At 59.4% G+C, this 22,112-nt stretch carries 23 protein-coding genes; 3 read left to right on the forward strand and 20 right to left on the reverse strand.

Annotated features, from left to right (window positions below; all coding sequences use genetic code 11):
* A partial coding sequence (locus ABIL25_04750; GenBank protein MEO0081586.1) for a T9SS type A sorting domain-containing protein occupies positions 1 to 3,119 on the forward strand: 3,119 nt, incomplete at its 5' end.
* 102 nt (positions 3,120 to 3,221) lie between these two features.
* On the opposite strand, the gene ABIL25_04755 is transcribed toward ABIL25_04750, so the two are convergent.
* Both ABIL25_04755 and ABIL25_04760 read right to left on the reverse strand, forming a co-directional pair.
* Positions 3,222 to 3,824, reverse strand: coding sequence for a hypothetical protein (locus tag ABIL25_04755; GenBank protein ID MEO0081587.1), 603 nt, complete (start codon positions 3,822 to 3,824; stop codon positions 3,222 to 3,224).
* Between the two features lie 108 nt (positions 3,825 to 3,932).
* Complete coding sequence (locus ABIL25_04760) at positions 3,933 to 4,532, reverse strand: hypothetical protein (GenBank protein MEO0081588.1); 600 nt, start codon at positions 4,530 to 4,532, stop codon at positions 3,933 to 3,935.
* Positions 4,533 to 4,631: 99 nt separating this feature from the next.
* Here ABIL25_04760 and sucC point away from each other — a divergent pair, with 99 nt between their 5' ends.
* Both sucC and sucD read left to right on the forward strand, forming a co-directional pair.
* Positions 4,632 to 5,771 (forward strand): ADP-forming succinate--CoA ligase subunit beta, encoded by a 1,140-nt coding sequence (sucC, locus tag ABIL25_04765; GenBank protein MEO0081589.1) that lies wholly within the window; start codon positions 4,632 to 4,634, stop codon positions 5,769 to 5,771.
* A gap of 44 nt (positions 5,772 to 5,815) precedes the next feature.
* Entirely contained in the window at positions 5,816 to 6,727 is a 912-nt protein-coding gene (gene sucD, locus ABIL25_04770) for a succinate--CoA ligase subunit alpha (protein ID MEO0081590.1), read from the forward strand.
* Between the two features lie 174 nt (positions 6,728 to 6,901).
* Here the strand turns inward: sucD and ABIL25_04775 are convergent, their stop codons facing one another.
* The 18 genes from ABIL25_04775 to rplM form a co-directional block, all read right to left on the reverse strand.
* Entirely contained in the window at positions 6,902 to 8,737 is a 1,836-nt protein-coding gene (locus ABIL25_04775) for a hydrogenase iron-sulfur subunit (protein ID MEO0081591.1), read from the reverse strand.
* Between the two features lie 15 nt (positions 8,738 to 8,752).
* Complete coding sequence (locus ABIL25_04780; GenBank protein MEO0081592.1) at positions 8,753 to 9,343, reverse strand: FAD-dependent oxidoreductase; 591 nt, start codon at positions 9,341 to 9,343, stop codon at positions 8,753 to 8,755.
* Positions 9,336 to 10,484, reverse strand: coding sequence for a (Fe-S)-binding protein (locus tag ABIL25_04785; GenBank protein ID MEO0081593.1), 1,149 nt, complete (start codon positions 10,482 to 10,484; stop codon positions 9,336 to 9,338). Before ABIL25_04785 ends, ABIL25_04780 begins: the two co-directional genes overlap by 8 nt.
* On the reverse strand, positions 10,481 to 10,843 hold the full coding sequence (locus ABIL25_04790; protein ID MEO0081594.1) for a hydrogenase iron-sulfur subunit: 363 nt from the start codon (positions 10,841 to 10,843) through the stop codon (positions 10,481 to 10,483). The genes ABIL25_04785 and ABIL25_04790 overlap by 4 nt, the downstream gene beginning before the upstream one ends.
* On the reverse strand, positions 10,836 to 12,761 hold the full coding sequence (locus tag ABIL25_04795) for an FAD-dependent oxidoreductase (GenBank protein ID MEO0081595.1): 1,926 nt from the start codon (positions 12,759 to 12,761) through the stop codon (positions 10,836 to 10,838). The genes ABIL25_04790 and ABIL25_04795 overlap by 8 nt, the downstream gene beginning before the upstream one ends.
* A 39-nt stretch (positions 12,762 to 12,800) precedes the next feature.
* A complete protein-coding gene (locus ABIL25_04800; GenBank protein MEO0081596.1) occupies positions 12,801 to 13,358 on the reverse strand; it encodes a 2-oxoacid:acceptor oxidoreductase family protein in 558 nt (185 codons plus the stop codon).
* A gap of 91 nt (positions 13,359 to 13,449) precedes the next feature.
* Positions 13,450 to 14,403 carry a thiamine pyrophosphate-dependent enzyme gene (locus ABIL25_04805; GenBank protein ID MEO0081597.1) on the reverse strand — a complete coding sequence of 318 codons (954 nt, stop codon included), beginning with the start codon at positions 14,401 to 14,403 and terminating at the stop codon, positions 13,450 to 13,452.
* Positions 14,400 to 15,560 (reverse strand): 2-oxoacid:acceptor oxidoreductase subunit alpha, encoded by a 1,161-nt coding sequence (locus ABIL25_04810; protein ID MEO0081598.1) that lies wholly within the window; start codon positions 15,558 to 15,560, stop codon positions 14,400 to 14,402. The genes ABIL25_04805 and ABIL25_04810 overlap by 4 nt, the downstream gene beginning before the upstream one ends.
* On the reverse strand, positions 15,557 to 15,970 hold the full coding sequence (locus ABIL25_04815; protein ID MEO0081599.1) for a ferredoxin family protein: 414 nt from the start codon (positions 15,968 to 15,970) through the stop codon (positions 15,557 to 15,559). The genes ABIL25_04810 and ABIL25_04815 overlap by 4 nt, the downstream gene beginning before the upstream one ends.
* Positions 15,971 to 16,091: 121 nt before the next feature.
* Positions 16,092 to 17,132, reverse strand: a complete 1,041-nt coding sequence (locus tag ABIL25_04820) for an MBL fold metallo-hydrolase (protein MEO0081600.1) — start codon at positions 17,130 to 17,132, stop codon at positions 16,092 to 16,094.
* The gene (locus ABIL25_04825; GenBank protein MEO0081601.1) at positions 17,099 to 17,911 is read right to left on the reverse strand and encodes a phosphatidate cytidylyltransferase; all 813 of its coding nucleotides are present in this window, start codon (positions 17,909 to 17,911) and stop codon (positions 17,099 to 17,101) included. Before ABIL25_04825 ends, ABIL25_04820 begins: the two co-directional genes overlap by 34 nt.
* Complete coding sequence (uppS, locus tag ABIL25_04830) at positions 17,908 to 18,606, reverse strand: polyprenyl diphosphate synthase (protein MEO0081602.1); 699 nt, start codon at positions 18,604 to 18,606, stop codon at positions 17,908 to 17,910. Before uppS ends, ABIL25_04825 begins: the two co-directional genes overlap by 4 nt.
* A gap of 100 nt (positions 18,607 to 18,706) precedes the next feature.
* On the reverse strand, positions 18,707 to 19,264 hold the full coding sequence (gene frr / locus ABIL25_04835; GenBank protein ID MEO0081603.1) for a ribosome recycling factor: 558 nt from the start codon (positions 19,262 to 19,264) through the stop codon (positions 18,707 to 18,709).
* A complete protein-coding gene (pyrH, locus tag ABIL25_04840; protein MEO0081604.1) occupies positions 19,258 to 19,989 on the reverse strand; it encodes a UMP kinase in 732 nt (243 codons plus the stop codon). Before pyrH ends, frr begins: the two co-directional genes overlap by 7 nt.
* Positions 19,982 to 20,575 (reverse strand): translation elongation factor Ts, encoded by a 594-nt coding sequence (tsf, locus tag ABIL25_04845; GenBank protein MEO0081605.1) that lies wholly within the window; start codon positions 20,573 to 20,575, stop codon positions 19,982 to 19,984. Before tsf ends, pyrH begins: the two co-directional genes overlap by 8 nt.
* A complete protein-coding gene (gene rpsB, locus ABIL25_04850) occupies positions 20,572 to 21,312 on the reverse strand; it encodes a 30S ribosomal protein S2 (protein ID MEO0081606.1) in 741 nt (246 codons plus the stop codon). Before rpsB ends, tsf begins: the two co-directional genes overlap by 4 nt.
* A complete protein-coding gene (rpsI, locus tag ABIL25_04855; GenBank protein ID MEO0081607.1) occupies positions 21,297 to 21,686 on the reverse strand; it encodes a 30S ribosomal protein S9 in 390 nt (129 codons plus the stop codon). The genes rpsB and rpsI overlap by 16 nt, the downstream gene beginning before the upstream one ends.
* A complete protein-coding gene (gene rplM, locus ABIL25_04860; protein MEO0081608.1) occupies positions 21,683 to 22,111 on the reverse strand; it encodes a 50S ribosomal protein L13 in 429 nt (142 codons plus the stop codon). The genes rpsI and rplM overlap by 4 nt, the downstream gene beginning before the upstream one ends.
* Position 22,112: the final 1 nt, after the last annotated feature.

The raw sequence follows: 22,112 nt of genomic DNA on the forward strand, positions 1-22,112 counted from the left end.
CCTATATGCAGATCGAGGGTAGGCCCGTGGAGGGTGTCCTGGTCAGCTCAATTGGCATTGGTGCTGCTGACACGCTGGAATTTCCCGATGTTACGCTCCACGGCCGGGACAGTATGGGTGTGACCGCGTGGACTTATCTCTCCGGCGATCAGATTCCTGCTGACGACACGCTGAGCCAGAAGTTCCTTGTCCGGGTCAAGGACGTTGCGGTGAGCCGGATAATGTGGCCTGGTCCGCACCCGTACGACACGCTGCCGCCGGATACGGTTCTCTATCCGCGTTGCCAGGTCTGGAACCTTGGCAACCAGAGCCAGACTTTCAACGTCCAGTTCCGCATTGGCGCGTATGAGAACACGGTGACGGTCAGCAACCTGCTGCCGGGTGGTGCGCGGTACGTGACTGCGCTTGCGCCGTACACGACCGTGCCGGGCGTATGGATTCACACGGTTGAGGCGGTTCTGGCCGGCGACTTGCATCCGGAGAATAATGTGATGCAGGACACTTTCTGGGTGCTCGGTACGGTGCAGCACGACGTTGCGGCCGAGGCGATAGTATCGCCGGTTGGCAACATTGATACCATCCACACGGTGCACTGCCGGGCTCGGGTGGCAAACTACGGCGGTGACAATGAGACATTCTGGACCTGGTTCTCGGTTACCGACACGTGCACTGACAGGCTGGTGTATCGTGAGTCTTTGCAGGTCAGCTTGCCAGGCGGGCTGTACACGACTGTGAGCTTTCCGGACACGGTATTCAAGGTTCTAGGTACGCACACCACGAAGTGTTCAGTGTACGTGGCCGGGGACCAGAATGCGTTGAACGACGTAGTAACCGGCAGTTTCCAGGTTACGGCTGCGTCCCACAATGTGCTGGTGGAGCAGATTCTTGCGCCAGTCGGCACGATTGACTCGGCGAGCGTGGTGACTCCGAGTGCGGTGGTGCGTAACAGCGGCAGCGAGGCTGAGACGTTCAATGCTTTCTTCAAGATAGGCAGCTATATTGAAGCGTTCAATGTCCAGAATCTTGCAGCTGGTGCGAGTCGAACGCTTACTTTCCCGGACTGGACAGCACATGCGAAGGATACAGTTCAAGCGGTGTGCTGGACGTATCTGGTTGGGGATGAGAACCCGGCCGACGACACGCTGAAGCAGAAATTCTTTGTTGCGGTGCACGACGTCGGGGTAGCGCAGGTGCTGTATCCGGTGGACACGGTGCCTAGCGATACCACGGTGTATCCGGCGTGTGTAGTGAAGAACTACGGCAGCGCGACCGAGACGTTTGATGTCCAGTTCCGCATCGGGATGTATGAGGGTCATGCGACCGTGACCGACCTGGACCCGGGCAAGGTGGATACAGTCGAGATGGTTGAGCCGTACACGACCCAGGTGGGAGTGTGGCTGGACCGGGTGAACACGCTGCTTGTCGGTGACCAGCGGTCTGGGAACAACCAGATGCTTGATACCTTCTGGGTGCTTGGTACTCTGGACCACGATGTCGGGATTGAGGAGATACTAGCGCCTTCAGGGACGCTTGACACGATGGAGAGTGTGGAGCCGAAGGTGAAAGTGGCGAACTACGGTCAGAGTACTGAGACTTGGAAGACCTGGTTTAGGATATATGACCCGACCGATGCGCTGGTGTACGACGAGTGGAAAGAGATAACTTTGCCTGGGCAGGCATCGGTTGTGCTTACGTATCCTGAGACGCAGTTCCGTGTTGAAGGTGAATATACCAGTCGGTGTTCGACCTATCTTGAGACCGACCAGAACTGGACGAACAACGTGGCCTGGAGTGGGTTTGAGGTTGGCGGCGTGACGATATGGCAGCCTGGTTGGAAAGAGATGAAGTCAGTTCCGTCCGCACCTTCTACCAAGCCGGTGAAGGACGGTGCTTGGCTGGCGATAGATGCGGCCAAGACGATATATGCGGGCAAGGGTTACAAGACTGGTGACTTCTATGCGTACGATGCGATACACAACACGTGGAAGGCGCTTGAGTCAATACCTTCGCTTGAAGAAGGCAAGGTGAAGTTGCCGTACAAGGGTGCGTGTGGAGTGTCGGACGGTGGGAACTACGTGTATCTGGTGAAGGGCAACAACACGCTTGGTTTCTGGCGGTACGATGTTGGGAAGGACACGTGGGAGCGTCTGCCGGACGTGCCGCTTGGACCGGAAAAGAAGCGGGTGAAGGGTGGTACGGATGTGGTGTACGTGGACAAGGATGACACCGGATATGTGTATCTCTTGAAGGGGTACAAGACTGAGTTTTACCGGTACAACACGGTGGCTCAGCGGTGGGACACGCTGGACAACGTGCCCTATGGTCAGCGGCCGAAGTACGACAAAGGTTCTTGGCTGTGTCTGACGCCCGGGCCGTCGCCCACGCCCAGGCTGACGCTGTACGCTCATCAGGCCAAGTTCCTGAACTCGACGAAGACCAACCACTTCATGTTCCGCTACGACGTGCCGGGCGATACCTGGTACAAGCAGCCGGTCAAAGGCATGCCGTACTATGGTCTGCACAGTGGTCGGGCGAACAAGAAGAAGAAGTCCAAGGACGGCAGCTGCGGCACCTACTATGAAGGCTATATCTACGCGCTGAAGGGTGGCAATACTCAGCAGTTCTTCCGCTACACGGCTGAAGGCGACACTTGGTATGAGCTTGACACGATGCCGAGCAACGGTACGTACGGTCGGAAGAAGTTTGTGAAGTATGGTGGCGACATTGTGACCTACGGGTACGGAGCGTTCTTTGCCTTGAAGGGCAACAAGACGTTTGAGTTCTGGCGGTACGTGCTGCCGCGGGATGTTGGCACCGGCCAAGTGCGGTCGGGAGTGCAGGCTGGTCAGTCAGCGGTCGGCAGTCGGCAATTTGTGGTGAGTCCGAACCCGCTGGCTGAGGGTTTTGCGACGGTGCGGTTCAGCCTGGCCAAGCCAGGGCCAGCGATGGTGACGGTGTTCGACATTGCGGGCCGGGCCGTGCTGCGGCAGGCGTACAGTGTCGGGCGCAGTGCGCACAGCGGGACGCTTGACTGTCGGAAGCTTGCGGGCGGTGTGTATCTTGTGCGGTTGGACGCCGAGGGCTACACCGCGACGCAGAAGCTCGTAGTGCAGAGATAGATATAAGTCCGGTAAATCAGACCGGAAGCGCCGGGGCGGCCCAAAGCCGCCCCGGCGCTTGGTGCGCAGCAGCGCGGGCTGCCGCGTCATTGTCCAGGTGTACTACTTGATGCGCACAGAGTTGAGCTCCAGACGTTCGATATAGTGGATGCCCTGATATTCCTCATCGAGTTCGGCCAGGCACAGACCAATATTGGGTGCAAACCACATGTCAAGGAGCAGCTCACCGTCCTCGGTCTGGCGCAATTTCCAACAGTTCTTGTACGTGCCGGCGACAACAGTCTTAGTTTCCTGCCCGACCACGCGGACCAGAATGTCCTCGTCAAGGTGCCAGATGTTGTCGGGCTCGAGCGGGAATTTGATGATTGTGTCCGGCTCGTCGTCGTCCAGGTCTTCATAGAACAGAACGAAGTCGTCAGTCGTCCGATAATAGACCGAGTCAACTGACCCGGACTCCTTGACCTCCATGAGTACTGCCTTTTCGCCCGATGTGAGCTGAGTCTCGGCCTTGGCTTCGATGCTGATGGTGTCCTGGGCAAGCGTGTCGGTTGAGTCTGGATAGACACGAATGTCGAGCATCAGGTACTGCCAGGTGCTGCCGACACCGAGCGGGAAGTAGTTGACCTCCTTGGGGCCGAACAGGTCGCAGCCGGTCAAGAGCAGAGCGCAGCCGGCGACTAGGGCAAGCACGGATGATGTTCTCACAGTATTCTCCTTTGACGTATGGAACCAGTATACTGCGGCCGTCAGCACAGGCAAGAACGAAGCGGCGGGAGGGGGACTTCACCCCTCCCGCCGTGAAAGCGTCCTAAGCTACTTGATAGTAGCCGAGGTAAGCTCTACGGTCATCTTCATCGTTATGCCGCCGGACTCTTCTTCGGCATAGCTCTTCACGTGCCCGGTGCCATCCGCCAACCACATATGGGACTTCGTCGTGTCCGCGTCAGTTATCGTGGTCAGCTCTATCTTCCAGCAGTTCTTGTACGTGCCGGCAGCAACCGTGACGTTTTCCTTGGCCACAATCTTGGCCGTGACTGCCTCGTTCACGTTCCAGGTCTTGTCGATTGCGGGCGGGCCGTCGAACGCAAGGTCTGGACTGGTGTCGTTCAGGGCCGAATAGCTCCAGACCTTCTCGCCATCCTTGCGGGCATAGCTTGTATCAGTTCCGCCGGTGGACGTGCTTACCAGCATTACGACCTTCTCGCCGGATGTAAGCTGTTCCTCTTTGACGGCTTCAACCTTGAGCGTGCCACTGGCCCAGACCGAGTCATTTACAGTCATCCGCCACGAGTAGTTCCAGATGCTGCCGATGCTCAGCGGGTAGTAGTCGGCCTTGCCACCGAATATGTCGCAACTGGTGGACAGCACGGCCAGACCGACGAGGACCACTGCAAGCAGTAAGCTTCTCTTCACTAAGGACCTCCTTTGTGCGCAAATATAGCCTCTGCCTAGTGGTTGTCAAGCACCGCCAACTGCTTGACAGGGGAGAGGTTTGCGCTAGATTTCTGACCCATGAAGGTCCACGAATACCAAGCTAAGGAGATATTCCGGGCCGCGAGCATTCCGGTGCCGCGTGAAAAGGTTTGCTCAAACCCGGTCGAATGCGTGGCCGCGGCAAAAGAAATCGGCCTGCCGGTCGTTATCAAGGCTCAGGTGCTTGTCGGTGGCCGGGGCAAGGCCGGCGGTGTGAGAAAGGTTGCCGGTCTAGGTGATGTCGAGCGGGTGGCAGGACAGATTCTCGGCATGAGCATAAAGGGTCTTACGGTCGGCAAGGTACTCGTTTCCGAGTGCGCGGACATCAGGGCTGAGTACTACGTTGGAATCGTCGTTGACCGGGTGAGCCGAAGACCGGTGCTGATGGCATCGGCAGCAGGTGGGGTCGAGATTGAGCAGGTGGCGCGTGAAACGCCGGAGAAGATACTGAAAGTCCAGATTGATCCAGCCGCGGGGCTTTTGTCGTTTCAGAGTCGTGATGTCGGAATGGCCCTGTTCGGCCGCGACGCCGGTCTGGCACGGGCGTTTGCCGACATTGCCGGCAAACTGTATCGCATTTTTGTTGACCGGGATTGTTCCCTGATCGAGATAAACCCCCTGGTGTTGCTCACAGACGGTAAACTACTGGCACTTGATGCCAAGGTTAACTTTGATGATAACGCACTGTTCCGGCACAAGGAGAATGAGATACTGCGAGACCTTGCAGCCGAGGAGCCGAAAGAGGTTGAGGCTAAGCAGGCCGGACTGTCCTACGTCAAGCTTTCGGGCAACGTGGGCTGCGTTGTCAATGGTGCCGGGCTGGCGATGGCGACAATGGACTTGATAAAGCGCTACGGCGGAGAGCCGGCAAACTTTCTGGATGTGGGCGGATCGTCTTCGCCTGACAAGATGGTTACTGCGATGCGAATCATTCTGTCGGATGAGAACGTGCGGGCAATTCTTGTGAATATATTCGGCGGTATCACCAGATGCGACGACATCGCCAACGGTCTCCTCGAGGCCAGACGACGCGCTGACATCAAAGTGCCAGTAGTCGCACGACTCACTGGAACCAACGCGGAAGCGGCGCTCGCGTTGCTCGAGGGAACAGACGTGACTCCGGCGGCAACAATGGCCGAGGCGGTGAAGAAAGCAGTGGCCCTTGCGGGAGCTGTGTAAGGGAAAGTCCAGTGCTGGAAGACGAAGATTGAAGGGGACAGGAGATGAGCATACTGGTTGATGAGAACACAAGGGTACTGGTTCAAGGGATTACTGGCCGGGACGGCGCGTTCCACGCACGGGCAATGAAGGAATATGGCACGCAGGTCGTCGGCGGCGTAACACCAGGCAAGGGCGGGCAGACAGTCGAGGGCATACCAGTGTTTGATTCGGTAGCCGAGGCAGTCCGCAAGACCGGGGCAGACGCTTCCATCATCTTCGTGCCGGCCGCATACGCAACGGATGCAATGTACGAGGCGGTAGATGCCGGGTTGAAGCTAGTCGTGTGTATTGCCGAGGGTGTGCCGACGCTTGATGTGGTACGGGTACTTGATTTCTGCGAAAGGCGTTCGGTATCCCCACCGCGGGTCACCGGTGGCTCAACGACGAGCGGCACAGCAAGAACACGTATTCTGGGGCCGAACTGTCCAGGCGTGATTTCGCCCGGCAAGGCCAAACTGGGCATCATGCCCGCAGCGAGCTTTAAGCCCGGATGTGTTGGCGTGGTGTCGCGCTCGGGCACGCTCACCTACGAGATTGCGGCCAATACCGGCGAGTTCGGTCAATCGTCCGTCGTCGGGATCGGCGGAGACCCGGTCATCGGTACAACGTTTCTCGACTGTCTGGAGATGTTCAACGAGGACCCGCAGACAAGGGCCATCGTCATAGTCGGTGAGATTGGTGGCACGGATGAGGAACGGGCAGCCGCATGGGTCAAGAAGAACTGTCGCAAGCCGGTGCTGGGTTTCATTGCAGGCCAGACTGCGCCCGAGGGCAAGCGGATGGGACACGCCGGTGCGATTATTGCTGGCGGCTCAGGAACCGCGGCAGATAAAATCAAAGCATTTGAGGCGGCAGGCATCCGCGTCGTGCACGAGCCGCAGGAGACTGCGGAGCTCTTGCGAGCGGTACTCTAGTATGGTCCGGAGCCGGCTGAGCTTTCTGATGCAGATTTGAGCCGGCGGACGCTGTTACTCTCACAAGAAGGACAGGCTCTTTCTTCGACCTTGCCTGGCGTGTAGTCAAGCTCAAACTCGGCTCCACAGCGCAGGCAGCGAAACCGGGCCTTGCCGGCGGATTCCTTACCAGTCTCAGCCACGTTTCACCTTCCTTTTTGTATCAGGCGCAGCCTGACTCACCGGGTGGAGCTTGGTCTTGAGAATGCGGCGGGTCGCGGCGATTTCCTGCCGGGTCACACCGGCGCGCAGCTTCTCGAGCAGCTCCATTGTCTTCTGCAGCCGTTGGCCTTGAGCAGCCGAAATCCACTCCAGTTGCAGACGTTCAGGCCGGATGCCCCATGATTCGAGCTTGTCCCACAGTTTCTCTACCCGTCTTTGAGTCTGGCGGTTAGCATCAATGTAGTGGCAGTCAGCAAAGTGGCAACCGGAGACTAACACGACCGGCGCACCGAGTTCGAACGCCCTGAGAATGAACCTCTCGTCCACCCGGCCCGAACACATCGTTCGAATGATTACCTGGTTTGCCGGGTACTGGAAACGCGAGACGCCAGCAGTGTCGGCCGCGGCGTATGAGCACCAGTTGCAGGCAAACACTATCGCCTTGTCTTCAGGTCGCTCAGCCAGTGCCGCCTCGACCTGGGCGAGGAGCTGAGCGTCAGTGAACTGGCGGGCAGTGATTGCGCCGAAACGGCACTCTGGGGCGCAGGTGCCGCAACCAGCACAGAGCGCTTCGACTAGCTCGGCTTTAGCTCCTTTTTCCCACTTGAAGGCGCCGTAAGGGCAGACCCGGGCGCACAGGCCGCAGGAGCGGCACAGGGCCGGGTTGAGGGCAGCGGTATGCGGTTCGGCGGTCACCGAGCCAAGACTCATAAGCCGGTTTGCACGGCCGGCCGCGGCTGAAGCCTGGGTCACGGTCTCCTTCACATCCTTTGGCCCTTCAGCGCAACCGGCATAGAAGATGCCGCGCACTGGAGAGTCCACCGGCAGGAGCTTGGGATGAGCCTCAAGCAGGAACCCCTCGGGGTGGAGCTGGAGCGAGAGCAGTTTGTGCAGGTCACGTGCCTCAGAGCGAGGCTGGACCCCGGTGGCGAGTACGACCATTTCGGCCCGATGCTCTTCAACCCGGCGGGTCTCAGTGTTCTCGACATGGAGTGTCAGCGTGCCGTCCAGGCCTGAACTCGCGACCTCGCCTGGTATGCCCCGGATATAGCGCACACCCATTTTACGCGAACGGGTGAGAATCTCCTCGAAGCCCTTGCCGAATGCTCTCAGGTCAATGTAGAATACGATGACGTCAGTCTCCGGCCAGTGTTCCTTGATAACCAGCGTGTCCTTGATGGTATTCATGCAGCAGATGTTGCCGCAGTAGGAATTGCCCGGTGGCTGGCACCGGGAGCCGACACACTGAATGAAGGCGACACTCTGGGGCCGCTTGCCATTGTCGAAACGCAGCAGCTCGCCACCAGTCGGGCCACCCGACGATGTCAGGCGTTCGAACTCGAGCGCAGTGATGACGTTGGGGAAACGACCGTAGCCGAACTCCCTCATGCCAAGGGGGTCGAAAGGTTCTATACCGGTGGCGATGATGATGGTACCGACCTCAAATTCCAGTTCACGGTCAACTGCGTCAAGGTCAATGCAGTGTTTCTCGCAGGCCTGAACACATTTGTCACAAGCGCGGGGTGTAGGACCCAGACAATCAGCCCGGTTCAGGACATACGCAGCCGGAATAGCCTGCGGAAATGGCTGATAGATTGCCCGGCGCTGAACCAGACCAAGGTTGAACTCATCCGGTCTGGACTGCGGGCAAGCCTTGGCACAGTCACCGCATGCAGTACACTCCTTTTCGTCAACCAGCCGGGCGTGGCGTCGGACCCGTACCCGGAAGTTCCCGACGTAGCCTGACACTTTCAGGACCTCGGTCAGGGTCAGGAGTTCGATGTTGGGATGTCGACCGACATCCGCCATCTTTGGCGCAAGTATTCATATCGCGCAGTCCATCGTCGGGTAGGTCTTGTTGAGCTGGGCCATGATGCCGCCGAGGCACGGGCCCTGCTCAACCAAGTACACCTTCCGGCCGGTGTCGGCAATGTCCAGCGCAGCCTGGATGCCGGCAATGCCGCCGCCAACTACCATTGCCGCCTGTTTGATTGGGAAACGGCGTTCGGTCAGCGGTTCGAGCAGACGCGCTTTAGCGACCGCCATCCGAACCAGGTCCCAAGCTTTGGCAGTAGCCTTTGCTGGTTCCCGGAGATGGACCCAGGAGCAGCCTTCGCGGATGTTGACCATCTCAAGGAGCGATGGGTTGAGGCCGCATTGCTCAAGACAGGCCTTGAACGTAGGTTCGTGCATCCGCGGGGAGCAGGCCGCAACAACGACCCGGTTCAGACCGTACTCGGCAACAGCCTGCTGTATCTGCTTTTGTCCGGACTCAGAGCAAGTGTATTTTGCGGTCGCCGCGTGGACGACATCGGGCAGAGAACCGGCAAGCCGGCAGACCTGTTCGACATCAACCGTACCGGCGATGTTGGTACCGCAGTGGCAGACGAAGACGCCGACTCGTGGCTCAGGCATTGAGATCACCTCCTTGATCACAGATTGTGTCAGCCAGAATATCAACTATGTTCTGGACCGCAGGCACATTCTCAATGCTCGCGGTCGCACAGCGTAGATGGATGTCACATTTCGGACAAGCGGTCACGATGCGGTTCGCGCCGGTTGCACAGGCTTCGGCCAGGCGCTGTTCCTGCAGGCGCTTCACAGCCGGGCCACATTCAATCCAGCAGGTGCCGCCACAGCAGGTGGCCTGCTCACGGTTGTGCTCCATCTCGACGAGTTCGAGCCCGGGAATCGTCTCAAGCAGTCGGCGGGGTGGGTCAAAGATGCCAAGGTGAAGGCCAAGCCGGCACGGGTCCTGAAAGGTGACCCGGGTCTTGCCGGCGCGCGGCTGAAGACTGAGGGCTGAAGGCCGAATCCGGTTGACAAGAACCTCGGTGATATGAGCGGTTTCAAAGCCAAGCTCACCGAAGTTGCGCCGGTAGTCTAGCCGAAACGTGCGCAGGCATTCCGGGCAGGAGAATACAACGAGGCGCGCTCCAGATTCACGGACAATCTTGAGGTTCCGTTCGGCCAGCAGACGGAAGTTCTGAATATCACCTTGCCATAAGAGGTCATGACCGCAGCAGCGCTCATCCACAAGCAGGTTCGGTTCGATGCCAGCCAGATTGAGCAGCCGGATTGCGTTCAGGGCGGTTCGCAGCGGCTGGACCGCAAGGTAGCCGAACACCGGCTCGAAATAGGGCGCGCAGCCCGTGAAGTAGATGACATCGCTCTTGCTGTTCGTGCGCACCGAACCGTCAAGCCAAGCCAGCCGGTTCTGAGGCCGGTCGCTTCGCGCCATCATTCGCATCATGATTTGGAGCACGCCGGAATGGGCGGGTTGGCCGAGTGCGCCGCGGGTTCGAGCCGCAGCCCGTAACTCCTTAGTCAGTTCGGCGAAGCTGATGCCGGACATGCACACGGTGCGGCACCGGTCGCAGGCAAGGCAGGCAAAGAGCGCACGATTGTAGAGCGCAGAATCAGTGTTCTTGCGGACCGCACGCTGGATGAAACTCCGGGGCGAGAAACCAAGGCCGGTGCGGGCAACCGGACAGACCGCGGTGCACTTGCCGCAGTCAATGCAGGTCCAGACTGCTCTAGGGATGCAGCTGTTCATTTCTGTTCCGGTCGGACTGCCCGCGATGAGCCGTGGGCATCAACCAGCTCGAGTGCGAGCGCAGCCGGGTCAAGGCCAAGTGTTCGAAGCAGTTGCCAGGTGACCTGGACCTGCCGGCATGCGCGCTCAGCGCCACCTTCGTGCCGGCAGCATGGCGGTTCGCAGGCAAGAACGAGGACACGTTCAGCGCCCTTCTCAAACTCGGCGAGGAGTAGTCCGGCATCTACCCGACCAGCGCAGACCAGTTCACGGACTTGGAGATGATCATCACCACGGTCGGCTGGCAGCCGGGCGAGTGCGGTCTGACACGCGAACACAGTCAGCGGTGAGGCGGTTGTTAACCGTTCGGTTCTACTCATTGTCTTCAGGTTCCGGCTCACGACGGTCAGAGAGCGCACCGGTCGGACATGCTGCAATACAAGTGCCGCAACCTCGGCACCGGGCCAGGTCAACGCTTGCGAGTTTCAGGCCGATGTCGGTTTCAACAAGGCTCACGGCTTCGTGGATGCAGACGCTGATACAGTCGCCACAGCCCCGGCACAGCTCAGGGTCCACACGTGCCGCTACCAGTCTTGCCAGCATCTCGGTCTGGCCGGCGCCCGACCGACGGACGAGCACGGTTCTGGCCTTGGCCGGCTGGTCGAACAGTGCTTCAATGGCCGGTACGCGGATTAGTAGTTCAGTCTCGATGCCGGGCAGCGAGAGGGCTACTTGCCGTCTGGCGCATAGCGCTGAGCAGCGTATGCACTCGGCGCATGGACCGCAGCGCAGACAACGTCGCGCCTCTTCGACTGCCTGCTCACGAGTGAGTGGCTGTTCGACTTCGGCGAAGCTCTTGCGCATGTGGCGGGCGAGTTTATGGGAACGCACGCGGTCAATCAGTACCGCGGTCAGGGCTGGTGCAAGCACCTCGGATTCGCGGCTGGTGCAGTCCGGGGCAGACCGCGGGCGGCCGGTGATGAACGAATCAATGCCTCGGGCCGCACGGTGGCCGGCAGCGATGGCGTCAATTACAGTTGCTGGACCGGTAACGACGTCGCCGCCGCAGAAGATGCCTGGTACAGATGCAGCACCAGAATCGGGGTCAACTGCCGCGGTCCCGGCTGCGGTAAGTTTGATGCCGGCCCGTTCGAGTGGGGAAGGGTCTGGCCGCTGGCCAATTGCTTTCACTACGAGGTCGGCCTGGATTTCGAACTCTGAGCCCGGTACTGGTACCGGTCGACGCCGACCACTTGCATCCGGCTCACCAAGACGCGTCCGGATGCAGCGTAGCCCGGTGACGTGCCCTTCACGATGCAAGAAAGCCACCGGCTGGGTAAGGCAGCGCAGTGTGATAGCTTCAGCCAGCGCGTCCTCGATTTCTTCCCGGTCAGCCGGCATTTCCTTGCGGGTCCGGCGGTAGACAATCTGGACCTCATGGGCACCCAATCGCCATGCGACTCGGGCCGCGTCCACCGCGGAATTGCCGCCACCGATGACCAGAACTCGAGACGGAATTTCGCTCCGTACACCGAGGTTGGTCGTACGCAGGAAATCAGTACAGTCTTCCACACCTTCGAGTTGATCCTCGAGTGCGAGCCCAAGGCCGATACCGGAATGGCAACCGGTGGCCCAAAACACAGCCGCGTACCCATCGGCCAATAGCCGTTTCGGGTCGTCAATCGGACTCGAGGTCTGGATTTCGATGCCGAGCCTGGTAAGGGCACCGACTTCTTGGTCAATGATCGCATGCGGCAGGCGGAATGCCGGAATGCCAACCCGCATCATGCCACCCGGGCGGTCCAAGGCCTCAAAGACTGTGACCGAGTACCCAAGTCGGGCAAGGTCGCTGGCCGCGGTGATTCCAGCCGGGCCTGATCCGACAATGGCAACGCGAATGCCGTTGGGTGTGACTATCGAGCGGTACTTGTCCGACACGGCGGAAGCGTCCGAGAACGCAAAGTCCGCGATGAAACGTTTGAGCAGTCGGATAGCGACCGGCGCATCAATCTCGGCGCGGCGGCACTCGGCTTCGCACGGATGAGTGCATACCCGTCCACAGATGCCGGGCAACGGGTTTGACTGGAGTACTACTTCGAGTGCCCGGTTGAACTGCTGGCTTGCGATCAGGCCAACGTATGCCTTGACATTCACACCGGCCGGACAGGCGACACGGCAGGATGATGCTGGTATCGGCTGCACGCGGAACTGTTTTCCTTCCTCAGGTAAGGTAATAGCGGCTCGACCCTGCTCGAACGCCCGCCGGATACGCGCCAGGGTGAGTTCAGGTCGGGTCATGTTCGAGACGAGAGCGTCATAAGCTGAGGCAACGATAGGTCAAACCGACGGAGCCGATGCCTGGCCCAGTTGCTCTTTTCCAGCAGCAAGCCCCTTTTCCAGGGCCTGGATATTTTGGGCAAGGGAACGGTCCGGTACCATGCCGGCGACAGCCTTCTTGATTGCCTCGACCGAGACAATGCCGGTGATCGCGACGATGAAGCCGAGCATTACCATGTTCGCAAACATCCGGTTGCCCATCTGCTCAGCGATACGAGTGGCGGTGATGCCGTACAGCTTTGTGCCCGGTTCTGGCGGGTGAGCACGGACGAGGTCCTGTTCGATGAACAGGATTCCGCCTGGTTTGAGTTCGGACTCGAACTTGTCGTAGGCTTCCTGCGACATTGTCACGAGGACGTCTGGGCTTGTGAGATACGGGTAGAGAATCTCGTGCTCAGATACGATGAGCTGGGCTGAGCAGGCACCGCCCCGTGCCTCAGGTCCGAAGCTCTGGGTCAGGGTTGCGTTCTTGTTGTCGAATATCGCCGCGGCCCGGCCGAGAATCATGCCCATGCGGATGATCCCCTGGCCGCCGAAGCCGGAGAGCTTGATTTCCATTATAGTCCCTCGTGAAGAGGAAAAACTTCAAGGACGTCAGGAGCAAGCGAAGCGAAAGACAAACTACAGAGATAGGAAGATATGACGCAGTTCATGTCTTGTCCGTCCCGCTGGCGTCTTTCGTGCTTTCGTGGCCGATGTCTGCTTCCGGTTCCATCGGCCCCTGGTAGGGGACGTAGTCCTTGCCGACCGATTCGGCAAGGCTGGCGTTCATCGTGTCGGTGAAAGTTGGCTTCTCAATATCTACGAACTTGCCGACGATCAGCCGTTCCTGAAACCCGATGGCGCACTCACGGGTGTCGGCACCGTTCCGAACGTCTGAGTTGTCGCGATAGAACTCGAGCAGGTCAAGCCCGGAGCCCAGACGGTTGCGGCGGGCATAGACCGTGGGGCAAGGTGAGATGACTTCAATGAAGCCGAAGCCACGGCGGGAGAGAATTTCCCGAATCGCGGCGGTTAGATGGCGCACGTGGAGCGCAGTCCAGCGCGCAACGTAGGTCGCGCCACAGGATTCAGCCAGAAATGGTAGATTGAATGGATGTTCGTAGCTGCCATAGGGCGCGGTTGTAGTACGGGCGGTCAGCGGCGTCGTTGGTCCGAACTGGCCGCCGGTCATGGCGTAGTTGAAGTTGTTGACGCAGATGACGGCAAGGTCCATGTTCCGGCGCGCGGCATGGATGAAGTGGTTGCCACCGATGGCAATCAGGTCGCCGTCGCCGGAGATGACCACAACCTTGAGCCGCGGATTGGCAAGCTTCAGACCCGCGGCAAACGGGATGGCCCGACCATGGGTGGTGTGGAATGAATCAAGGTTCACGTAGCCAGCAGCGCGGCCGGTACAGCCGATACCAGACACTACCGCAATGTCTTCACGGCGAATGCCGCTGTTCTTGACCGCGGTCAGGAACGAATTCAGCACCGTCCCAAGTCCGCAGGTCGAGCACCAGATATGCGGAATGCGGTCCATCCGCAGGTAGGGTTCGAGCGGATGGTGACCAGATTCGGCTGGTGGTTGATTGATGGATGGTAATCCGGAATCGTTCATCTGACATCCGCCTTTGCACCTTCGACGATGGCCGCAAGGATGTCTTGCGGGTCGTGGACCCAGCCACCGCAGTGCGGCACAAGCCGGGTGTGGCAATGGCAGCCTGCGACCCGGTCCAGTTCGAGGAAAACCTGGCCGAGGTTGATTTCGGGCATGACCATGCATTTGACCTTGCGGGCCAGTTCTGCAATCCGCTTCTCAGGAAATGGCCAGACCGTTACTAGGCGCAACGAGCCGACTTTGATACCCTGCGCCCGGGCAAGCGCAATAGCACGGGTGGCGACGCGGTAACTGATTCCATAGGACACGACCACAACTTCGGCATCTTCGGTGTCGCGTTCGTCGAGGATAACGATGTCGTCAACGTTCCGGCGGACTTTCTCGACGAGCCGCGTGACGCAAAGATGCTGGCACGCGGCGTTGATGACCGGATAGCCGCGTTCGTCGTGGGTGAGGCCGGTGATGTGGAAGCGGTAGTCGTCGCCAGCTCGTACCATCGGCGGCACCAGGTCTTTGTCCGGAAGATATGGGTGGTAGTTCTCCTTCGGACCACGGTACCAGCGCCGGGGCCGGACTTTTATCTTGTCCGGCTCGGGCACGACCACCTTCTCAGTCATGTGGCCGACGCACTCGTCCATCATGAGCAGTACCGGCAGGCGGTACTGCTCGGACAGGTTGAAAGCGGTGATGGTGAGGTCGAAACACTCCTGAGGCGAACAGGGGCAGAGCGCGATAATCTCATAGTCACCGTGCGAACCCCAGCGGGCCTGCATCATGTCCTGCTGGCCGGTCAGGGTCGGCAATCCAGTCGAAGGCCCGCCCCGCTGGACATTGACGACGACACAAGGTGTTTCGGTCATCACGCCGAGGCCGATGTTTTCCTGCATCAGCGAGAAACCCGGGCCTGACGTTACCGTCATGGCCTTTGTGCCGGCCCAGGCCGCACCGAGGATTGCAGCCATCGAAGCAAGCTCATCTTCCATCTGGACGAAGATGCCGCCGACCAGAGGGAATCGCTCAGCCAGACGTTCGGCGACTTCGGTTGAGGGTGTTATCGGATATCCGGCCATGAACCGACAGCCGGCCGCGATTGCGCCCTCGGCACATGCGTAATCGCCGTCCCAATAGTGCGAACCGGTCAGAACTGCCGCATTCACGCCCGATTCTCGTTGCTGGTTTCTGATTTGCCGGAAACCCTAGCGTCTGAGTCCTCAAGTGCCGGCTCAGGACCTTGCTGTTCCGGCGTCCTTTCCGGTCCCTCGGGTTCCTTGCACGTCTGGTCTGAAGTCACCCAGATGGCGAACTCAGGACACATCACCTCGCACAGTTTGCAGTCCACACAGTCTTCGGGCCGGGCCACGAGCGGCGGGTGATAGCCTTTGCGATTGAAATCCTTGGAGAACTCGAGCACCTTCTTCGGGCAGTACTTGATGCAGAATCCACAACCTTTGCACCGGTTGACGATGATATGGACCGTGCCATGCGGCGGTTTACACCGTTCGGCGTCGAGCGGCTTGCGCCAATATTTCATGTTCAGAGTCGCTGGAACGGGAATTATAGACCGCATACTTGTGGCGTCAAGCTCACTCAGCTGGTCCGAGTGAGAGGACTCGAGTAGCGGGCTGCACCAGGTCTCAGCCGCGTCGGACCGAGTGACCCAGGATTCGCTGTGACCGGGTGGTAGCGGCTCAGCCTATCCAGCGGTCAAAGGCCACGAGCCAGTCTTCGGTTGTTCTTTTCTGGGCGACCGCCGTTTCGAGTGTTTTGCGGGCAGTCTTGGGGTCAAGTGGGAACCAGCGATGCCACTTGGTCGGACCATAGTTTTTCAGGCCGTCAAGGACCATGCTGGTGCGGCCAGTGAGTTCGGCCGCGGTGCCTAATTGCTTCTTGAGTTCCCGGGCTTTGTCGTAGGCAATCTTGAAGAACGCCGGGTAGCGGTAGTCGCGGGCCATGTGGTGGTCAATTACCAGGGTCTTGAGTTCAGGTTCGGCGAGAATACGGCAGACGTTGACAATACTCTGCACGAGTCCGTAGTCAGGACCGGACTGGCTGAGGGTTGCAGTCGGATAGCCGTCGAGCACCACGGTCTGGGCTCGGGCCGCGCAGACGAGGTCAGTGGTTTCTCTTTCGACCGGGCCGGAGACGTCCGAGGTGATAAGGACCTTGTCCCGGCCCCTTCGGATTTCGGTCATGAGCACGGTGCCGGGCTCGGCATCATGCTTGCCGTGCCAGACCGGTCCCAGAAAGGCGATTTCGGTCTTCTTGAACTTGAATCTCCTGTTGTCGGCCCAGACGATTTCTTCGGGCAGGCCGCTGATGGAGCTGAAGAAACGTTCGGCCCGGGCGAGTTGTTTCGGCGGGAGGTCCTTGAGCGACTTGGCGAAGAGTACCTTCCGACCGTACACTTCGGCTGCCCGCTGGTCAAGGAAGTGGTCTAGGTGATAGTGCGATATAACTATGGCTTGAGAAGATGCTGAGGAGAAACGGCAAGCTTGTTCGTAGCGGCTGGCGAGTTCCCGACGTCTTGGTTCAGGCAGAGGGAAGGATGCTGACTCGACCGACGCGCCGGGGTCAATCGTGACGCAGACATCGGGTGTGGAGATACGGGTACACATGCTTTTCACGCCGTGGGAGTCAAAGGCGACGTACTCGACTCTAATCGTGGGTTGGCTGCCGAATACCGGGTCGGTGAGTCTCACGGAAGGTAGTACCGGAGCAGGTAGTACCACGCCGGGATGGTAAACAGGAGACTGTCAACCCGGTCGAGGAACCCGCCGTGCTCGCCGAGTATGGCTGAGCTGTCCTTGACACCGATCGCACGTTTGAAGATTGACTCGAATAGGTCTCCGGCCTGGGCCAGTGCACCAAGTCCGATGCCGAACAAGGCAAGCAGCAACCAGTGGCGGCTTGCGAACACTTGGAACCGCATAAGGAAAATAGCAGCGAATACGGCTGAAGCCACTAGTCCGGCGATGAAGCCTTCCCAAGTCTTTTTCGGGCTCAGGTTAGGAGATAGTTGGCGTCGGCCCCAGAGCTTGCCGATACCCCAGCCGGCCGTATCATTGAGCCAGGTCAGAAGCAGGGGAAACATCGCGAGCCATACGTGTTCGGTGTGAATCGGACAGACCCGGCGGAGCAGGATGAGGTGAGCAGGCAGAAAGCCGAGGTAAACGATGGTGAAGACGCCATATACCGGAATGCGCGGCCTGGGAGTGCGGAGCGTGACCGCGGTGATGAGAACAACGGCAATCGGCGCAAGCAGGAAGTGAGGCAGCCAGCCGAGCCAGGCTGCGACTGCTACCGAAAGATTAAGGATTCCGAGCAGCCAGGGGTCCACTTCAACACCGGCAGTACGAAGCAGGCGGACAAACTCGAATGTTGCGAGTACGGACCAGGCCGCAGTAACAAGGGTAACTACTTCAAGAGGCCCGAGCATGACGATGAAGAACACTGCGGCAGCGAGGAGCGTGCCTAACAGGATTCTGCCCCACAAGCCAGTGTCTTTCATACCCGACCGAACCGCCGCTGGCGGCGGCTAAATTCCTCAATTGCAGCTGCAAGTTCCTTGCGGCCAAAATCAGGCCAGAGCGTGTCAGTGAAGTACAGTTCGGTGTAGGCCAGTTGCCAGAGCAGGTAGTTGGAAATCCGCTGGTCGCCGCCGGTGCGGATGAGCAGGTCCGGGTCCGGGAGGGAGGGGTCATAGAGCAGTTGTCTGAAGTCTTCCTCTGAATCCGGCGCAATTCTGGCCGCGACCGCCCGGCGACAGGCGTCAATGATTTCAGCCCGGCCACCGTAGCTGATAGCCAGGGTAAAGACGACCCCGGTGTTAGCCGCGGTGTCGGCAATCAGTTGTTCGAGTTTTGCTCTGACCGGAGCAGGAAGGTCCTGGGCGCGACCGATCGTGCGAACCCTAACGTTGTTTTTCATGAGCCCGGGTCGTTCCGCATCTATTGACCGGGCCATCAGCGTCATTAGGTTTCTCACCTCGCGCGGTGGCCGCTGCCAGTTTTCGGTGGAGAAGGTGTACACCGTAAGGTACTTGACCCCGAGGTCGGAGCAGGCGGCTACAGTATTGTGTAGCGCCTTGACACCCTGGCGGTGGCCAATCGTTCGTGGCAGGTGACGCCGCGCGGCCCAGCGACCGTTGCCGTCCATGATGATAGCAACGTGGCGGGGAATACGCGGGTTGTCAGTCTTGGTCACAGGATGCTGTGCTGACAAACATGTCCTGTTTGGCAGCCTTGGGGCCGGCCGGGTGGGCCTTCTTGCTCCGTTTGGAATGACGCCCTCCTTTCTTCAGGCGTCACTTTTCAAGGACTTCGGCTTCCTTCTTTTTCAGTAGTTCGTCGAGCTTGCGGATGTATTCGTCGGTGAACTCTTGGATTTTCTTCGAACCGGCCTTGGCGTCGTCCTCAGATATCTTCTTGTCCTTTTCGAGTTTCTTTACGGCCTCGTTGGCTTCGCGGCGCAGGTTGCGTACTGCGACCCGTGCGTCCTCGGTTAGTTTGCCGCACAGCTTGACCAGTTCCCGACGTCGCTCCTCAGTAAGGGGAGGAATCTGTAGTCGGATGAGGTTGGCCTCGACCTTGGGGTTCAGACCAAGCTCAGCCCGTTGAATTGCCTTCTCGATTTCGGGCAGGATGGTTCGGTCCCAGGGTTGAACAACAAGTTGTCTGGGTTCGGGCACCGAGATGCTCGCCAATTGCTTGAGCGGGGTCGGTGTATCGTAGTAGTTCACGCGCACGCCATCAAGGATGGCTGGGTTGGCGCGGGCGGTGCGGATACGGGCGAATTCAGCCTCGAGGACTTCAACCGTCTTGGCCATTTTGGCCCGAAAATCACGATAGACCTGTTCTAGCATATGTAACTCCCGATTTCTTTCCCCTGAATTATCTCGATAATAGCGCGTGGCCGGGACAAGTCAAACACCCGAATTGGAATCCGGCACTCCATGCAGAGCGCAAATGCCGGAAGGTCCATGACCGCGAGCCTGGCGGCCAGGGCCTGTTCGTAGCTCAGTCGGCGATACAGTCGGGCGTTTTTCGTCTGCCTGGGGTCGGCCGAGTAAACGCCGGCAACGTTCGTCGCTTTCATCAGAAGCTCGACGCCAAGCTCAGCCGCACGCAGCGCCGCAGCCGAGTCGGTCGAGAAGTACGGGTTGCCGGTACCACCGGACAAGACTACTATCCGACCAGCAGCCAGTTCTGCCTGTGCCCGTTCCACGGTGTAGTGCTCGACCATGCCCGGAATACCGAACGCGCACAGATGGGTGGCCGGAACCGGAAGGGTTTTGGACAGCCGGATGCCGTTGATTACCGTAGCGATCATTCCGGCTCGGTCAGCGGCGACACGGGTCAGACCGGTGCTGGAGCTTGAGCCTTGGGTGCCAGATTCAGGGTTACCGTAGTCGCGGCCCCGGACAATATTCCCGCCGCCGACAACGACCGCAAGTGTTGCACCGAGCCGACGAGCATGGGCAAGCTGACGCACGACTCCAGAAAGCAGTTCCGGCGAGGCCATGCACTCGCCGGACAGTTTCAGAAGAACCCGGTTGTAGTGCCGGGCACGTTTCAGGCTGCTACTCACCTACCTTGAAACGGGCAAATCGCTTTACGCGGATATTCTCTCCGAACTTGGCAATCTGCTCCTTCAGGTAGTCGCCGATGGTGAGTTCTGGGTTCTTGACGAAAGGTTGCTCGAGCAGACACACGTCAGCGTAGAACTTCTCGAGCTTGCCCTGGACAATCTTTTCGACGACCTTGACCGGTTTTCCGGATTCAAGCGCCTGCTCTTCATAGATGCGCTTTTCCCGGTCGATGACTTCGGCCGGCACGCCTTCGCGGTCAATCGCAATCGGGTCGGCCGCGGCAATCTGCAGTGCGAGGTCACGCACGAAACGACGGAATTCCTGATTGTGGGCCACGAAGTCAGTCTCAACGTTGACTTCGATGAGTACACCCAGGCGTTCACCCGGGTGAATGTAGGCGTCAACCACGCCGGCGCTGGTCGGCCGCTCAGCCCGTTTGGCAGCCTTGGCGATGCCTTTGGTACGCAGGATCTCGATCGCCTTGTCAATGTCGCCACCAGCCTGTTCCAGCGCGGTCTTGCAGTCCATGACGCCTGCGCCAGTACGCTGACGCAAGTCCTTTACCCGGTCAAGTGGCTGGCTCATTGTCCCTCCGCGGTCGGGCTTGAAGGGCTTGATTCCGTACGTTCCGGTTCGTGTTCCTTGCGGCCCTCCATGAAAGCGTTGGCAATCATGCTGGCGACAAGCCGGATTGAACGGAGCGCGTCGTCATTCCCGGGAATTGGGTAGTCAATAAGCTCTGGGTCGCCGTTGGTGTCAATGAGGGCAACAACCGGTACCTTCATCCGGCGGCACTCGGCCAGTGCGGTCTCCTCGCGTACCGGGTCAACGATGAACACGGCGCCTGGCAGGCGGTCCATATCCTTGACGCCGGAGAACATCTTGGCAAGCTTGCGGTACTCGCGCTGGAGGAGCAGAGCCTCCTTCTTGGTGGCATCGCCGAAGTCGTTGTCGGCAATCATCCGCTCCAGTTCGGCCATCCGGGTGATACGCTTCGAGACGATTTCGAAATTGGTCAGGAGTCCGCCGATCCAGCGCTCGGTGACCGAGAATGCACCGCACCGGGCTGCCTCTTCCTGGATTATCGGCCGGGCTTGTTGTTTGGTGCCGACGAAGAGCAGGTCCTGGCCGGCCTCGGCAATATTGCGGACCGCATCGTAGGCGATGCGCATCCGTTCGACCGTCTTTTCGAGGTCAATGATGTAGATGCCGTTCTTCCGGCCGAAGATGTAAGGCTTCATCTTCGGATTCCAACGCCGGGAACGGTGGCCGAAGTGCAGGCCGGCCTCGAGCATCGCTTTCAAGTCTATCGCTTGGTCCACTGGAACCGTTTCCTCCTCTTTGCAAGGCCGTATTTCATGCGTTCCTTTTCGCGCGGGTCGCGCTTGAGCAGCGCCGCATCCTTCAACTGCTTGCGGAACTCGGCGTTGAACGCGACGAGTGCCCGGGCCGCGCCGAGCGCAACCGCGTCTGCCTGGGCCGACAGGCCACCGCCAGCCACGGTCGCGCGCAGGCCGAACTGAGCCCGGGTGCCGGTAACCGAAAGTGGAGCCAGGGCATTGCGGACCAGGTCGGCCCGGCCAAAGTACTGCTCGCAGGTCCGGCCATTGACCGTTGTTTCACTGCCGCCGGAAACAAGCCAGACGCGAGCGGTTGCGGTCTTGCGCGATCCGGTGGCGAAGAATGTCTCGTTCATATTGCTCTTGGTTGCGGATTCTGTGCCTGGTGATTGTGCTTTTCGTCGAGGTAGATGTGCAGCCGGTTCAGGCGCGGCTGCTGGTGCCGGTTCTTGGGTAGCATCCTTTTCACGGCCAGCTCCAGAGGCCGGGTTGGAAATTTCTCGAGCATCTGGCCGTAGGTTTGTGCCTTGAGACCGCCGGGATACATCGTGTGACGGTAATAGACCTTGTCGGTCAGCTTCTTGCCGGTCACACGGATACCCCTGGCGTTTATCACCACGACGTGGTCGCCAGCGTCAACATGCGGAGTATAGGTCGGCTTGTGCTTGCCCATCAACAGCCAGGCCACGGCTGAGGCTACCCGGCCCAGCACCTTGCCATTAGCATCAATAAGGTGCCAGTTACGGGTGACCGTTGCTTTGTTTTGCACAGACAGCTTCATT

The organism is candidate division WOR-3 bacterium (assembly GCA_039801365.1).
GTDB lineage: Bacteria > Hydrothermota > Tepidihabitantia > Tepidihabitantales > Tepidihabitantaceae > JBDRUN01.